This window comes from Streptomyces sp. NBC_01439, assembly GCF_036227605.1.
In the GTDB taxonomy this organism is placed as follows: Bacteria; Actinomycetota; Actinomycetes; order Streptomycetales; family Streptomycetaceae; genus Streptomyces.
The window spans coordinates 2395108-2410416 of the sequence record NZ_CP109487.1 but is presented as its reverse complement, the minus strand read 5'-3'; the positions used below and the strand labels follow the sequence as shown (position 1 = coordinate 2410416).

The window sequence follows — 15309 nt, the reverse complement described above, 5'->3', positions numbered from 1 at the left end:
CGGGCCTAGCGGCTCGTGCCCAGCCAGTCCAGGACGACCTCGATCGAGTCGGTCTCCGGTACGCCCTCCGGGACGGCCGGGCGGCGCACCACGAGGACCGGGATGCCGGCCTCGCGGGCCGCGGTGAGCTTGGGGGCGGTGGCCGAGCCGCCGCTGTCCTTCGTCACCAGCACGTCGATCCGGTGCCGGGCGATCAGCTCCCGCTCGTCGTCCAGGGTGAACGGACCGCGGGCGAGCAGGACTTCCAGGCGCGGCGGCACCGGCGCCGCCGGAGGGTCCACCGAACGCACCAGGAACCAGGTGTCGGCGAGGTGCGCGAAGGCGTGCAGGCCCATCCGGCCGGTGGTCAGGAACGCGCGCGAGCCGAGGCCGGGCAGCCGGTCGGCTGCCTCGACGAGCGAGTCCACGAAGGTCCAGTCGTCTCCCGGCCCCGGCGTCCAGCCGGGGCGCCGCAGCGCCACCAGCGGCACCCCCGTGAGCGCCTGCGCCTCCGCGGCGTGGAAACTCATCCGCTCCGCGAACGGGTGGGTGGCGTCGACGACACGGGTGACGTCGTGGTCGACGATCCAGGCCGCGAGGCCCGCGATACCGCCGAAGCCGCCGATCCGGGTATCGCCCGGCGGGAGCACGGGCGAGGCGACCCGGCCCGCGAGCGAGGTGGTCACGTGACAGGACGGGTCGGGGGCCAGCGCCTCCGCGAGGCGACGGGCCTCGGTCGTGCCGCCGAGGATCAGGACGTGGTGGGCGGGGAGGGGGGCCGGTTCAGCACACATGCCGGTCGCGCTCGGGCGAGTACAGGTGGCTGTCGCGGAACTGCTCCGCGCCGAGCGTGCGGCCCACCACGATGACGGCGGTGCGCACCAGGCCGTGCCCCTTCACCTGCGCGGCGATGTCGGCCAGGGTGCCGCGCAGGATCAGCTCGTCGGGGCGGCTGGCCATCGCGACGACCGCCACCGGGCACTGGGCCCCGTAGTGCGGCAGCAGCTCCTCGACGACCCGGTCCACGTAACGGGTGGCCAGGTGCAGCACCAGCAGTGCGCCGCTCGCGCCCAGCGTGGCCAGGTCCTCGCCGGGCGGCATCGGGGTGGCCTGCTGGGCGATCCGGGTCAGGATCACCGTCTGCCCGACGGTGGGGACGGTCAGCTCCCGCTTGAGGGCGGCGGCGGCCGCGGCGAAGGCCGGGACGCCCGGGACCACCTCGTAGGGGATGCCGGCCGCGTCGAGCCGCCGCATCTGCTCCGCGACCGCGCTGAAGATCGACGGGTCGCCGGAGTGCAGCCGCGCCACGTCCTGGCCGGCCGCTTGGGCCCGTACGCACTCGGCGATGATCTCGTCCAGGTTGAGCTGAGAGGTGTCCACCAGGCGGGCGTCCGCCGGGCACTCGGCCAGCAGCTCGCGCGGCACGAGGCTGCCCGCGTACAGGCAGACGGGGGCGGCGGCCAGGGTCCGGGCACCGCGCACCGTGATCAGGTCGGCGGCGCCGGGGCCCGCGCCGATGAAGTACACGGTCATGTTCGATCCTCCTCCTTGGATGCGGTGGCCGGTTCGGCAGGCTTCGTCACCGACCACTGGGTGACCGCCATCGCCTGCCGCCAGCCCGTGAAACCGCCGACCGGCACGGCGTGCGCGACGGCGAGCTTCACCAGTTCGCCGCCGTGGCGCCGGTAGCGCTCGGCGAGCACCGCCTCCGACTCGAGGGTGACGGTGTTGACCATCAGCCGGCCGCCGGGGGTCAGTGCGTCCCAGACCGCGTCCAGCAGGCCGGGAGCGGTCAGCCCGCCGCCGATGAACACGGCGTCGGGGGCCGGCAGCCCGGCCAGTGCCTGCGGCGCGGCGCCGATGACCACGCACAGGCCGGGTACGCCGAGCGCCGCCGCGTTGCGGGTGATGCGTGCGGCCCGCTCCGGGACCCGCTCCACGGCCACCGCCCGGCACGAGGGGTGCGTACGCATCCACTCGATGCCGATGGAGCCGGAGCCGCCGCCGATGTCCCACAGCAGCTCGCCGGGGGCCGGGGCCAGCGCGCACAGGGTGGCGGCCCGGACGTGGCGCTTGGTGAGCTGTCCGTCGTGTTCGTACGCGGCGTCCGGGAGGCCGGGGGTCGCGCCGAGGCGCGGCCCGCCGTGGGCCGGGTCCCGGCGGCAGTCCAGCGCGACCACGTTCAGGGGGTCGCCGGGTGCGCGGTCCCAGCCGTCGGCGCGGCCCTCGTACGTGTCCTCGCGCTCGGACCCGAGCTGTTCCAGCACCCGCATCCGGCTCGGGCCGAAGCCCCGCTCCCGCAGCAGGGCGGCGATCTCGCCCGGAGACGATGCTCCGGCGCTGAGCACCAGCACCCGGCGCCCTTCGTGGAGTGCGGCGGCCAGCCGGGTCACCGGGCGGCCGACCACCGTGAGTACCTCGGTGTCCTCCACCGGCCAGCCCAGGCGGGCGCAGGCGTAGGACACCGACGAGGGGTGCGGGTGGACGCGCAGGGACTGTGGTCCGAGCTCCTCGGCGAGGGCGCGACCGATCCCGTAGAACATCGGATCACCGCTGGCCAGCACCGCGATCCGGCGGCCGGCGTGCTCGGCCATCAGCTTCGGTACGGCGGGCCGCAGCGGGCTCGGCCAGGCCACCCGCGCACCGGCGCACTCGGCGGTCGGCAGCAGGTCCAGCTGGCGCGGCCCGCCGATCAGGACCTCGGCCGAGGACAGTGCGGCGCGGCCGGCGGCACTGAGCCCGGCCCAGCCGTCCGCGCCGAGGCCGACGACCGTCACGGGCATGGGGGGCGGCGGGGAGCTCACGGCGCGGTTCCTCGGGGACGGGATGGGGAAAGAGAGCGGACCCGCAGCCTACTGGCCTGCGGATCCGCGGCCCGCGCCGCCCCGGCCTCCTCCACTCCCTCACGCCTCCACTCCGGCTCCTCCACTCCGGCGCCTCGAAGCGGGAGGGCCCCACCCGCAACCCGCGGGTGGCCGCGATCGGCCGTGCGGTCCTCGCCCGGCCCCGGAGAAGCTCACGGGGGTCTCGTACGCCGCACTGCCGCGCTGAGCGGATCGCGCGGGCTCCCGGGAGCGAGTCCGCCCGCCCCCCGGGTCGCCTCCGGGCGCCCCGGCGCGGACCTGCCCCGAGCGCCCCCCGCACAGCAGAATCTGCGGCATGAACGACGACGAGCCGGACAACCACCCACGCATCCGCGGCCGCCACGACCGCATCGGCCGCCATGACCGCATCGACCGCACCGACCGGCACGGCCGGCACGACCGGCCCGCCGGGGGACCGGGCCGGGCCGGCCGGGATCTCAGACGGGCTCGGGGCGCAGGCAGCGCCAGATGTGGTCCGGGAGGTAGCGGGCGGCTTCCGCGAGGTCGATCTCGTAGGTGCTGGACAGCCAGCGCCGGGCGGCCTCCGCGAGCGGGCCCATGACCAGCACCTCGACCACGGGTGCCGGGAGCGGGGCGATCTCACCGCGCTCCATGCGCACCCCCAGCCAGCGCATGATGGGCCCGAACTTCTCCGCCTTGGCCGCGCCGACCTCCTCGGCGTGGGCCACCAGATATCCGGAATAGGCGGAGGCGTGCAGGAACAGCGCCACGTCCCGGTGTTCCTGGGTGAACGTCAGATAGGCCGTCACCCACGCGCGCACCCCGGTGCGGGCCGTGCGGCACCGGGTGAGGGCGGCGACCATGGCGTCGCACAGCTGGTCCATGCACCGGATGTAGAGGGCGGCGGCAAGCCCGTCGAAGCTGCCGAAGTGGTGGTAGAGGCTGCCGAGGCTGACCCCGCTGGCCGAGACGACCGCGGTCACGGTGAAACCCTGCTGGCCGGACTCGGCGAACACCCGCAGGGCCGTGGTCAGGAGCAGGTCGACGGTGGCCTCGCCCCGCTGTTGCTTAGGAGACATGGTGCGGTCCCGTCGGTGTGCGGCCAGATGTCCGAAATCCGTGCCGGCGAGCGTAGCAACTCCGCTGGACCTGCGAACCGGTCGGACATCGGGGTCAGGACGTGGTGGAACGCTCGTACAGGGCACGGACGCCGTCGCCGAAGCGGACGCTGTACGAGGTCTCCTCGTCCCCGCCGCCGTCCCGGCCGCCGATCACCCCGATCAGGGTGCTGCGGCCGGTCGTCACCGGGCCGCCGCTGGTGCCGTTGGGCACGTCCGCGCAGTCCAGGCGCACCTGCGTCGGCCCGGCCAGGACGGCGGTGTTCCGGCACTCCAGCGGCTGCTCGGCGTAGTTCGGGTAGCCCATGAGCCGCGCGGGCGCCGGTAGTTCGGTCCCGAAATCCATGGTCAGGGCCCCCGTGACGTCCTCCAACCGCTGCCCCGGATAGCCGGGCCGGCGCAGCCGGACCAAGGCGACGTCGTGGTCGGGGTCCTGGTCCTGCGTCCACCGCGGGTCCACGTCGATCCGGGTCGGCACCCAGATGCCGTACGGGGCCACGCCGTCCCGGTAGCCGGGCGCGAAGGCGAGGTTGGTGCGGAAGCCGCCGCCGTACACGCAGTGCGCGGCGGTGGCGATGAGGTCGCCCCGCGGGGAGTGGACCACGACGGCCGAGCAGTGGTGGTCGGGGTCGCCGTCGCCGCCGGGGGAGAAGAGCGCGCCCACGGCGGGTTCGGCCGGGGAGGGCCGGGCCTCCAGGGGATCGGAGGGCTGCCACCCGGCGTAGCGCCAGTCCGCCCCGCCGCCGCCCTCGCCGAAGGCCTTGCCGTCCGTCGGCGCCTCCGTCGCCTCCCGCACGATCCCGTCCAACACCGAGGCCGCCGTCTTGTCGGCGCGTTCGGGGTCCTGCTGGTAGACGCCTTGCGGCGCATCGCCGTCCGCGCGGTTCGCGGTGATGCCGCGCAGCTCCCAGGCGACGTAGCCGACGCCCGCGAGGACCACGGTGCACAGGAGGCCGACGACCACGGAGCCCCGCGGGGCGGCCCGGCCCCGCTTCCGTTCCCGCTCGTCAACCTTGCCGACCATGTGGTACTCCCGCCCCAGACGCCTTCAGACTCTTCGTTCGATGGGGGAGCGGCGGCCCGGGTTCCGGTGGGCGGACGTGTCCGTGCTCACAGCCCCCCGCCCCCGATGCCCCCGCCGGCGGCCCCCGTCCGCCCGCGCACGCCGAACTCGACGTTCCATGGCCCCTGTTACCCCCGCCGAGCTATGGTGCCGGGCGGGGGACGACTGCGCGAGGGGGCCGGGCTGCGATGCGTTTTCTCTTTGTCCACGGTACGGGGGTGCGGCGCGAGCGCCACGACAGGCTGTTCGCCCAGGTACGGGAGCGGCTGACCGCCAGATTCCCCGGAGCGGCAGTCGAATCCTGCTACTGGGGAGACCGGTTCGGCGCGACCCTCGGTGCGGGCGGCGCTTCGGTGCCGGGACTGCCCCCAGGTCCGCAGGGCGCACCCGACCCCGCGGACGCGGAGACCGCCGAGTGGGCGCTGCTGCTCGCCGACCCGCTGTGCGAGCTGCGCGTCCTGGCCGAGGCGGGCTGGGCGGGCCCCGACGACCGGGGTGACATCGACGACGAGGGCGCGGGGTACGACGAGGACGCCGGGTACGGCGACGCCTTCGCGATGCCCGGCGTACGGGCTCCCGGAGCCCGGGTGCTCGCCCTGCTCGACGGCTTACCGCCCGCACCGCCCCCGACCGGGGACGAGCTCGGCGCCCTGCTGCGCGGCACCGGCCTCGCCGCGGGCTTCGCCGCCGCCCTGGACGCCACCGCCGGTTCCGCCGAAGCGGCCCGGGCCGCGGCCCGCGCCGCCGACGAGCCGCAGGCCCGCGAGCTGGCCACCGCCCTCGCCCGGGCCGTGACCGCCGCCGCCCTCGCCGCCGCCACCGACGAGGCCGACTGCACCGGCGCCGAACGCGACCGCCTCGTCGAGCTGCTCACCACCCGCCTCGGCGGCGACGGCCGGGTTCCCGGTGCCCGCGCGGCCGCCGTCCTCGGCCGGCTCGCCCTGCGACTCACCACCCAGCCCCTCCTCGACGCCCGGCGCGGCTCCCTCACCGTCGGCGCCACCCCCGTCCTCGGCGACATCCTGCGCTACCAGTCCCGCGGCCACGAGCTGCGGGACTTCCTGCACGCCCGGATCACCGCCGACCCGGGGCCGACCGTACTCATCGGCCACAGCCTCGGCGGGATCGCCCTGGTGGACCTGCTCACCCTCGCCGCCGCCCGCGGCGAGGCCGTCCCCGGGGCCGAGCTGCTGGTCACCGTCGGCTCCCAGGCCCCGTTCCTCTACGAACTGGGCGCGCTCACCGCACTCGAACCCGGCGCGAAGCTCCCCTACGGCTTCCCGCGCTGGCTCAACGTCTACGACCGGCACGACGTGCTCGCCTACCTCGCCGCACCCGTCTTCCCCGGGGACGCGCGCGTCACCGACCACGAGGTCCGCAGCCGCCAGCCGTTCCCGGCCTGCCACAGCGCCTACTGGAAACAGGACTCCCTCTACGAGCGGATCGAACAGGCGGTGACCGAGGCGGAGATCGGGTGACTCCCGCCGACTTCCTGCCCCCGGCACTCGGACCGCAGCGCACCTTCGCGCTCGTCGCCGGGGTCGAGCGCTACGACATCAGCCACCGCTGGAACCTGCGCGGTCCGGCCCGCGACGCCCTTCGCTTCGCCCGGTGGCTGACCGGACCCGCCGAAGTGCCCCCCGGCAACGTCCGGCTGCTGCTCTCCCCGATCGACGAACCGGGCGACCTCGACTGGACGGACTCCCCGGCGATGACCGCCCTGCGCACGGCCTACCGGCCGGCGACCGAGGAGAACGTGAAATCGGCGCTCCTCGACGAACTCCCGCAGTGCGACGGCGACCTGCTCTGGATCTTCTGGGCCGGACACGGCTACCTCGGGCCGCGCCAGGAGCTCATGCTGCCCTGCGCCGACGCCCGCCCCAGCCAGATCAGACACCTCAACCTCGACTCCGCACTGCGCTGGTGGCGCACCGACCTCGTCAAAGCGCGCCGCTTCCCGCTCCAGGCCGCACTCGTGGACTCCTGCCGGGTCGACGCGCCCCGCGACACCCGGTGGAACTTCGGCAACACCGACTACGGGGGCGGGAGTTCGGTACCGGGCCGGCGTCAGTTCCGGCTCTACGCCTCCCGCGAGGGCGAGGTCGCACAGAACGACCCCGAACGCGGCGCCGGCCGGTTCACCGAGGCCCTGCTCGGCGAACTCGACGGACGGTCCGTACGGGAGAGCGTCAGCGGACTGCCCGGCACCGCCGTCAGCATCCACCGCACCTTCCAGGAGCTGCGCGAGCGCGGCGAGGGCTGGCAGCTGCCGCAGTTCATCGTCGACCGGGACTGGGACGCCTGCTCCTTCCTCGACGACGACCTGGCCCGGGCCGCACCGCCCCGGGCCGCCAAGCTCGACCAGGCGGCCTGGGACGGGCTCGGCGAGCTCTTCGAGGGCCGCGAGCTGCCGCGCTGCGCCCACGAGGCCTACGCCTGGGCGTTCAAGGCGGCCGGCTGCACCACCCCGGCGCACGGAGGTCTGCCGGGGGACGGCCTGCTGGAGGTGGTCCAGGACCTGGACGAGCGGCAGGGCGGGCGCGGCGGGATGCCGCTGGCGGTGCCCTTCGTACGGTTCCTCGCGGACCGGGCCGCCGCCGCGGGCGACGCGCGCTGGGCGGCCGGCCTCGGGGACTGGGTGCGGGCCACCCGCGAGCGCCTCGCCCTGCCGGTGCTGCCCCCGCCGCCGCCCCCGGCCCGCAGGACGGTCGTGCACGTCCGGCTGGAGGCGCCGCCGGGCGGGGAGCCCGGATTCCTGGCCCGGATGTGGCTGCGGGGCGAACGGGCCCGGCACATATGGGAGTCGGAGGGGGCGCCGGTCGCCCTGGACGAGGTGCGGGAGCAGCTCGTACGGCAACTCGCCCTCATCGGAAGCGCCTCGGAGGCCGGCGGCGAGGACGACGGCGAGACCGTGAGCGGGGCCGGGACCGGGGCCGGACGGCAGGCGTACGCCGCGGTGGACCGCATCGAGTTCCACGTGCCGTACGAGCTGCTCGACGCCGACTTCGACCAGTGGCCGGTGCCCCGCGGCCCGGCCGGCCGGCGCCGCGCCCTCGGCCTGCTCCACCAGGTGGTGGTGCGCTGCCCGCAGGAGCGTGCGGACACCCGGGCCGAGTGGCACGGCACCTGGCGCTGGCTGCACGCCCAGGGCGGCCGGCACCCCGACGCCGTACGGGTCGTCGTGGACGAGGAGGTCACCGACGCCCTCGGGATGGAGCTGGCCGCGCAGCCGCCGCCCGCCTGCGTCCTCGCGCACACCACGGCCGCCCCGCACGCCGGGCTGCTGGAGGCCGTGCTCGAAGGCGGGCTCCCAGTGGCCGTGTGGCGGCGCGGGGGCGGCCGGCCCGCGCCCGCACTCCTCGACCTGCTGGCCCCGGCCGGGCCGGACGGCCGCCCCGATCCCGGCGCACTGGACGTACTGGCCCTGCCCGCACGCGTGCGGGAGGTGCGCCGGGCGGCCGCCGGTGCCGCCGCGGGAGCCGCACGCGCCCACCAACCATCCGCAGGGGGAGACCAGTTGGTGCTCCTGTGGGACGATCCCGACGACATGCCGGGCCTCCGGTCCCTGGCCTGACCCCGACCACCGACCGACGGCGGAACCGAAGATGGAGGCAGAGGCAGTGGTGAAGGACTGGTGGCTGTACCACGGGACCGGCGAGGGCGCGGACCGGCGCGCCCGCCTCGAGGCCGGATTCCCACCACCCTGGCGGGACTTCACCGGCGCCCCCGACCCCGGATACGCGCCGCCCGGATGCACGGGAGCGGCCTGGGAGCGGACCTGGCGGCGCGGCGAGGGCTACGTGCCCGACGAGCCGGAGAAGGACGTCGTCAACACGGCGCTGCACCTGCGCAGGCCGCTGCTCGTCACCGGGAAACCGGGCGTCGGCAAGTCCACGCTCGCCTACAGCATCGCCTCCGACCTGAACCTGGGGCCCGTACTGCACTGGCCGATCACCAGCCGGACCGTGCTGCGGGACGGGCTGTACCTGTACGACGCCATCGGCCGCCTCCAGGAGGCCGGGCTGGAACAGCTGCGCACACCGGGCGCGCGGCCCGCCGGGGCCGTACCCGCGCCCGTGCCCGCGCCGGACACCTCCCCCGCCCCGTCCGCCCCCTCGATCTCCCGCTACCTGCGCCTCGGCCCCCTCGGTACCGCCCTGCTCCCGCAGGACCGCCCCCGCGTGCTGCTCGTCGACGAGATCGACAAGAGCGACATCGACCTCCCCGGCGACCTCCTCACCGTCTTCGAGGACGGCGGCTTCCTGATCCCCGAACTCGCCCGCCTCGCCCAGGAGGACCCCACCGTCGCGATCGGCACCGACGACGACCCCGACGCGGTCGTACGGATCACCCAGGGCCGCGTCCAGTGCCGCTACTTCCCCGTCGTCGTCCTCACCAGCAACGGCGAACGCGACTTCCCGCCCGCCTTCCTGCGCCGCTGCGTCCGCCTCCACCTGCAACCGCCCGGACCGGACAAGCTCGCCCGGATCGTGCGCCGCCGGCTCGGCGTCGACATCGCATCCGGCGAGGAGTACCAGGACCTCGTCCGGGCCTTCCTCGACCGCGGCGAGGACGGCGACCTGGCCACCGACCAGCTCCTCAACGCCATCCAGCTCCGCCTCGCCGGCGCCTGGTCCGCGCCCGCGGACCGCGAACGCTTCCTCGCCACCGTCATGCAGCACCTGACCGGGCCCACGGCGTGATCGAGCAGCTGCTCGCGGCCCTCGCCGACGGCGCCGACGGCAGCGCCCCGAGCACCGGCATCGGGGCGGAGGAGCTCGCCGACATCCTGTGGCTGGCGGCCCGGGTCGACGCGGGCCGCACGGCACGCCCGCCCGCAGCACCCGGCGCCGACCCGCCGGGCGAGCCGCCACCCCCGCCCGACCCGTCGCCCGAGCCCGGAGCGGCACCCGGGCCCGGCACCTCCGCCGGCGGCGAACCGGCCGTCCAGCTCTTCCCGGCCGCCCGGCGCGACCCCACCGGGAAACCGGACGACGACGGCGCCCGGCGCCGGGGCTCACCCCTGCGGCTGCCGCGGGCCGCCTCCCTCGACGACCCGCTCGCCCTGATGCGCTCGCTGCGGCCCGTCGGGAGACGCTCCATCGGCGGCCCCGGGGAGGAACTCGACGAGCAGCTCACCGTGGAACGCAGCATCGAGCGGATGGTGACGACCCCGGTCCTGCGCCCCGCCGAGAGCCGCTGGCTGGACCTGGCCCTCGTCGTCGACACCCACCGCTCCATGCTGCTCTGGGCGGACCACGTGGACGAGCTCCGCCGCGTCCTGACCCGCAGCGGGGTCTTCCGCGACGTGCGCACCTGGCAGCTGACCGGTACCGGCCCCGGCGCCACCCCGATGGTCACCCGCGGCCACGGCGGCCCGCCCCGCAACCCCCTGGAACTGGCCGACCCGGCGGGCCGCCGGCTGATCCTCGTACTCTCCGACACCGTCGCGGGCGGCTGGCGCGAGGCCCCGGTGCAGGACGTGCTCCGGCACTGGTGCGCGCACAACGCCGTCGCCGTACTGAACGTCCTGCCCGAACGGCTCTGGACGCGCGGCGCCGTCCGCCCCGTCCCCTTCGCCGTCCGCGCCGACCGGCCGGCCGCCGCCACCCGCTCCTGGCAGCGGATCCCGGCCGCCCGCCGCGCCCGCGCCCGCGCCGGAACCCGCCGCACCGCGGTCCCGGCCGTCGTCCCCGTGGTCGGTGTCGCCTCCGGCAGCCTGGCCCGGCTTGTGCGGGTGGTCTCCGGGGACGGCCGGTGGCGGCGCCTCGCCTGCCTGCGACTGGACCCGGAACCCGCCGCCACGGGCGCCCCGGACGATCCCGCCCCCGGCGGCCGCAGCGCCCTGGAGGTGGTGGAGGACTTCCGGGCGAGCGCCTCGCCGACGGCCCAGCAGCTCGCCGCCCACCTGGCCGCCGTACCGCTCACCCTGCCGGTGATGACCCTGGTCCGGCGCTCCCTGCTGCGCGACTCGGAGCACGGCCACCTCGCGGAGGTCGCCCTCGGCGGGCTCTTCGAAGCCTGGGAGGACGAACAGGACCCCGCAGAGGTGGAGTTCGAGTTCCTCCCCGGCGTACGGGAGGCGCTGCTCGGCGGGCAGCTGCGCGGGGAGGTGGCCGCCATACGGGAGCTGGTCCGGCGCCGCGTGTGGGAGTTCGTGTCCCGCAACCGGCGCACCGGCCCGGACTTCTCCGCGACCCGCGTCACCACGGGCCGGGAGGGCGTGCGCCGGGTGGCCGAAGGGGCCCTGCCGTTCGCGGCGCGGCCACCGCGGGAACCGGGCCTGGCCGACCGGGTCGTACGGGTCCGCCACGACGGGATGCCCGAGCCGCAGGAGGTCGGCACCCTGCTGACCCCGCGCCTCGTCCTCACGGTGGGGGACGCGGTGCCCCCCGCCGGCTCGGTGGCCTGGGTGCGGCCCGGCGACCGGGAGATCCCCTGCCGGGCGGTGTGGTGGGACGACGCGGCGCCCCGGATGCTGCTGCTCCAGGCCGACGAGGACCTGACGGATCCGGCGGTCGGCGCCGAGCCGCTGCCCTGGCTGCCCGCGGACCACCATCTGGCCCGGGTCCGCATCGACGGCCGCACGGACCAGGGGGACCCGGTCTCCCTGACGGGCGAGGTCCTGCCGCACGGCGGTGACCTCAACGGCGAGGTCGTCCGGCTGTCCGCGGAGCCGGAGGGCTGGACGCACTACCGCGGCGGCCCCGTCTCCCGGGGCGGCGCGCTGGTCGGCGTCGTCCACACGGTTTCGCCCAACCGACTGGTGTTCCTGCTGACCGACGCCCTGATGGAACAGGAGGGCTTCCGAGCGGCGCTGGAGGGTTCCGTACGGGCACGGGACACGGAGACCGGGGTGTGCCTGGCGGTGCTGCCCGGTGCCGACGGCGTGGTCCCGACCGGGAGTTCGGCGACGGCGGAGACGCACGCGATGCTCGCCGAGCTCATGGCGGACACCGGCGTCAGCGGGCGGCTGACCGGCGGCGAGGAGGACGCACCGCTGCTCGTCACGTTCGCCGCGCCGGGCGCCCACGCCAAGGCGGGCCGGCTCCTGCTCGAACTGCCCGGAGCCATGACCCGGTACGGATTCCGGCGCATGGACGGCATGCACCCCCCGCTCGGCGCGGCCGTGGGCGTGGGCACGGACGAGAGCACCCGACTGGTCCGGCACCCCGCGATCGCGGACCTGTTGGGACGGACGGTGCGCCCGGGGGCGCTCGTCCTCGCGCTCTCCCACCGTCTGTACGAGGAACTCGCTGACGTGCTCGGCTCGCCGGCCCGGATCGCGCTGCACCGGGTGGGCGGCGCCGACGAGGGCTGGGTCTGTTCCGACGACCACGCACCCGCCGGTGCGCTCGGGCAGGTGCTGACGGAGGCGGACGGGCTCCTGGACGAGGGCGTCGGCTGGCCGACCTGTGGGCTCCAGGCCTCACCGGCCGACCCGCGGGCCTGCATCGGCATCCGGCTGCCGGGCCACGAGCGCTGCCTCGCCCATCTGGAGATCGAGGACCAGGAGGGCTACCTCGGAACGCTGTCCCCTGGAGCGCCGGTGGACCTCCGGGGCACCACCTTCGACCACGGCCTGCTGCCGCGCCTCCTCATGGCGCTGCAGCCGGGCGTTCCGGGGCCCGCCGCACTGGGGCCGGCGGACTTCGACCGGGCACGCTTCGTGGACGGCTGGAACCGGCCGGACATCGAGTTCTGGGACCGCGCGTCCTTCGTCCGGGCCTCCTTCGAGGGCCGGGCCGGTTTCGCCGGAGTCACCTTCGCCGGCCCGGTCTCCCTCGACGGCGCGGTCTTCGAGCGCGTCGGTGACTTCGACCGGTGCCGCTTCCACCGCACCGCCACGTTCCGCCGGGCGCTCTTCCACGCTTCGGCGGGATTCAACAATGCGGCGTTCCTCGGTGACGTCTCCTTCGCCCGGGCCGTGCTGGCGGCGTCCGCGGACCTGAACGGAGTACGGGTGGCGGGGACCGCGGACTTCTCCCGCACCTTCTTCGGCGGCCTTGCCATGCTGAACGAGGCGGGCTTCGCCGGGGCGGTCTCCTTCGCGTCCGCGGAGTGGGAGGGCGGGCTGCTGTCCAACAGGGCGGTCTTCGAAGCGCCGGTGGACTTCGCGAGGGCGAGCTTCCGGGGCCGGGTCCGCCTCGACGGCGTGCTCTTCGAGGCGGACTCGCTCGTCGGCCAGTTCCCGTTCGTGGCGCCGCCGGACGGCTGGACCTCGGTCCGGCGCCCGGACGGTACGTGGGACGTCCGGCTGCTCGACGCCGAGGCGTAGCCGGTGATGCGGCCGCCGGGCCCTCACGGCCCGGTGTGCGAGGCCTCCAGCTGCCGTTTCGGCCGGTCGGTCGCCACCGGCAGGCTCGCCTCGATCTCGTCCAGGGCCCGGCGGGCGGTGGCGATCCGTGCCCGGACGTCGGGATCCGCGCCCGGCGCCGGGGCGCGGTTCGCCTCGGCCTCCATCTCGCGTGCCTCGTCCAGCGAGTTGAGGACGACGCCGATCAGCACGTTCACCAGCACGAAGGAGGCGAGCAGCGCGTAGGAGGCGTAGTAGATGATGCTCAGCCGGGAGATCTGCAGACCCGCGCGGACGGCGTCCGTGAGGCCGTCGAGGGTGGTCAGCAGGAAGAGCGTGAGCATCGCGCGGCCCACCGAGCCGTAGTGCCCGGGGTCCGACTTCGCGAAGCACACCCAGCCGACCATGGCGTACACGTACAGGACCAGCGCGCCGACGAACAGGAAGCTGGCGGTGCCCGGCAGGCTGCGGCCGACCGCGATCAGCAGGATGCGCAGGTGGGGCAGGAAGCGGGCGGTGCGCAGGACCCGGGCCAGGCGCAGCAGCCGCAGCAGGGTGGTGTTCTCCCGGACGAGCGGGACGAAGGCGGAGGCCACGACCGCGAGGTCGAAGAGGTTCCACGGGTCACGGAAGAATGCTTTCGGCCGGTCGGCGCAGGCGCCCACGCGCAGCAGCATCTCCAGGGTGAACAGGGCCAGGCAGCAGTTCTCCGCGCCCTGCAGTAGGAGCCGGTGCTCCGCGGCGAGACCGCTGTACGTCTCCACCCCCATCAGCGCGGCGTTGAAGAGGATCGCGCAGAAGACGACCATCCCGAAGGCGGGGGCCTCCGTGGCCACCCGGCATCGGGCTGCCAGCTTCATCCGACCGCGTCCGGCCGGCCTCGGGTCTGTCATCGTGCTCCTCGTGCTCTCGTCTGCGCCGCGGGCGAAACGGCGGGCCACCCCACTAACGCCGCAAGCCCGATCGGGTTTCACCCCCTTTACGCCCTCCGATGCACCCGGGCGTGAGCGGGAGCGCGGTTCCGCTCCCGTGCGCTGCCCGTGCCCCCACGCCCCGGGCCCGGGTCAAGTGCGTTGCGTGAACAGTCGGTTGATCTGCGGGTGGGGCGACCCGTCGGCGCATATGCTCGGCTCGTACACCCGCACTGCGTACACCCGTACACCGTGCACCCGTGCTTCCGCATGCCTCGCAGCCGTAAGGGGACCGCGCCGTGAGTGTCCGTATCCAACCCTCCTCCCAGGTCGACGAGAGCGCCGAGCTCGGTGAGGGGACAACGATCTGGGATCTGGCGCAGATCCGCGAGGAGGCCCGGCTCGGGCGCGGGTGCATCGTGGGGCGCGGGGCGTACGTGGGGCCGGGCGTACGGATCGGCGACCACGTGAAGCTGCAGAACTACGCACTCGTCTACGAGCCCGCGGTCCTCGGCGACGGGGTCTTCATCGGCCCCGCGGCCGTGCTCACCAACGACTTCTACCCGCGCGCGGTCGACCCCGACGGCACGATCAAGCGGGGAGGCGACTGGGAGGCCGCCGGGGTCGTGGTCGCCGAGGGGGCCTCGCTCGGGGCCCGCTCGGTGTGCGTGGCCGGGGTGCGCGTCGGGCGCTGGGCGCTCGTCGCGGCCGGCGCCGTGGTGTCCAAGGACGTCCCGGACTTCGCGCTCGTCGCGGGCGTACCGGCCCGCCGGATCGGCTGGGTGGGCCGGGCCGGGGTCCGGCTGGTGGAGCGCGAGGGGGAGCCGGGCGCCTGGGAGTGTCCGCGCACCGGAGCGCTGCACGACGAGAAGGACGGCACGCTCACCGAGCGAACCTGACGGAATGTCGGCAATTTAGGGCACCGGCATTTCGTCAAAACCACAATCAATGAACATCCGTGGGCATAACGTGTCCCTGCACACGGGATCTGAGCAGGCAACAGGCCATGTTCAGTGGGGGGTTGTGTACGACGAGGGCACCGGGGCAGGGCCAGGTCGGCGCGGGCACACCTGCGCCTGCTGACACTGCCGATCACGCGTGTCCCGGTCCGAGGCAT

Annotated in this window: 11 protein-coding genes; 5 read left to right on the top strand and 6 right to left on the bottom strand. The window is 75.2% G+C overall.

Translation table 11 applies throughout. From position 1 onward, the window contains the following. Positions 1-5: 5 nt before the first annotated feature. The 5 genes from OG207_RS10545 to OG207_RS10525 all read right to left on the bottom strand — a co-directional run bounded on the left by OG207_RS10545 (position 6) and on the right by OG207_RS10525 (position 4946). Positions 6-773 (bottom strand): cobalt-precorrin-6A reductase, encoded by a 768-nt coding sequence (locus tag OG207_RS10545; protein WP_329097988.1) that lies wholly within the window; start codon positions 771-773, stop codon positions 6-8. After that, the gene (cobM, locus tag OG207_RS10540; protein WP_329097986.1) at positions 763-1512 is read right to left on the bottom strand and encodes a precorrin-4 C(11)-methyltransferase; all 750 of its coding nucleotides are present in this window, start codon (positions 1510-1512) and stop codon (positions 763-765) included. The genes OG207_RS10545 and cobM overlap by 11 nt, the downstream gene beginning before the upstream one ends. Then, positions 1509-2762 (bottom strand): precorrin-6y C5,15-methyltransferase (decarboxylating) subunit CbiE, encoded by a 1254-nt coding sequence (cbiE, locus tag OG207_RS10535; RefSeq protein ID WP_329107530.1) that lies wholly within the window; start codon positions 2760-2762, stop codon positions 1509-1511. Before cbiE ends, cobM begins: the two co-directional genes overlap by 4 nt. Before the next feature lie 518 nt (positions 2763-3280). After that, the gene (locus OG207_RS10530; protein WP_329097984.1) at positions 3281-3883 is read right to left on the bottom strand and encodes a TetR/AcrR family transcriptional regulator; all 603 of its coding nucleotides are present in this window, start codon (positions 3881-3883) and stop codon (positions 3281-3283) included. 94 nt (positions 3884-3977) lie between these two features. Continuing rightward, positions 3978-4946, bottom strand: coding sequence for a trypsin-like serine peptidase (locus OG207_RS10525; RefSeq protein WP_329097982.1), 969 nt, complete (start codon positions 4944-4946; stop codon positions 3978-3980). A 227-nt stretch (positions 4947-5173) separates the two neighbouring features. On the opposite strand from OG207_RS10525, the gene OG207_RS10520 reads away from it, so the two are divergent. Genes OG207_RS10520 through OG207_RS10505 form a run of 4 tightly spaced genes read left to right on the top strand, consistent with a single transcriptional unit; the run spans position 5174 to position 13263 of the window. Continuing rightward, positions 5174-6463, top strand: a complete 1290-nt coding sequence (locus OG207_RS10520; protein ID WP_329097980.1) for a hypothetical protein — start codon at positions 5174-5176, stop codon at positions 6461-6463. Next, positions 6460-8559: a VMAP-C domain-containing protein gene (locus OG207_RS10515; protein ID WP_329097978.1), complete on the top strand. Its 2100-nt coding sequence runs from the start codon at positions 6460-6462 to the stop codon at positions 8557-8559. Before OG207_RS10520 ends, OG207_RS10515 begins: the two co-directional genes overlap by 4 nt. A gap of 31 nt (positions 8560-8590) precedes the next feature. After that, positions 8591-9688, top strand: coding sequence for an AAA family ATPase (locus OG207_RS10510; RefSeq protein WP_329097977.1), 1098 nt, complete (start codon positions 8591-8593; stop codon positions 9686-9688). Further along, positions 9685-13263: a pentapeptide repeat-containing protein gene (locus tag OG207_RS10505; protein ID WP_329097974.1), complete on the top strand. Its 3579-nt coding sequence runs from the start codon at positions 9685-9687 to the stop codon at positions 13261-13263. The genes OG207_RS10510 and OG207_RS10505 overlap by 4 nt, the downstream gene beginning before the upstream one ends. 23 nt (positions 13264-13286) lie before the next feature. Here the strand turns inward: OG207_RS10505 and OG207_RS10500 are convergent, their stop codons facing one another. Beyond that, on the bottom strand, positions 13287-14174 hold the full coding sequence (locus OG207_RS10500; RefSeq protein ID WP_329097973.1) for an ion transporter: 888 nt from the start codon (positions 14172-14174) through the stop codon (positions 13287-13289). 317 nt (positions 14175-14491) lie between these two features. Between OG207_RS10500 and OG207_RS10495 the strand changes: the two genes are divergently transcribed. After that, positions 14492-15091, top strand: coding sequence for an acyltransferase (locus OG207_RS10495; protein ID WP_329097971.1), 600 nt, complete (start codon positions 14492-14494; stop codon positions 15089-15091). Positions 15092-15309 lie beyond the last annotated feature (218 nt).

Bases quoted from the DNA above. Each gene is read 5' to 3' on its own strand.
- OG207_RS10545 (WP_329097988.1), bottom strand. From the start codon at position 773: ATGTGTGCTGAACCGGCCCCCCTCCCCGCCCACCACGTCCTGATCCTC.
- cobM (WP_329097986.1), bottom strand. From the start codon at position 1,512: ATGACCGTGTACTTCATCGGCGCGGGCCCCGGCGCCGCCGACCTGATC.
- cbiE (WP_329107530.1), bottom strand. From the start codon at position 2,762: ATGCCCGTGACGGTCGTCGGCCTCGGCGCGGACGGCTGGGCCGGGCTC.
- OG207_RS10530 (WP_329097984.1), bottom strand. From the start codon at position 3,883: ATGTCTCCTAAGCAACAGCGGGGCGAGGCCACCGTCGACCTGCTCCTG.
- OG207_RS10525 (WP_329097982.1), bottom strand. From the start codon at position 4,946: ATGGTCGGCAAGGTTGACGAGCGGGAACGGAAGCGGGGCCGGGCCGCC.
- OG207_RS10520 (WP_329097980.1), top strand. From the start codon at position 5,174: ATGCGTTTTCTCTTTGTCCACGGTACGGGGGTGCGGCGCGAGCGCCAC.
- OG207_RS10510 (WP_329097977.1), top strand. From the start codon at position 8,591: ATGGAGGCAGAGGCAGTGGTGAAGGACTGGTGGCTGTACCACGGGACC.
- OG207_RS10500 (WP_329097973.1), bottom strand. From the start codon at position 14,174: ATGACAGACCCGAGGCCGGCCGGACGCGGTCGGATGAAGCTGGCAGCC.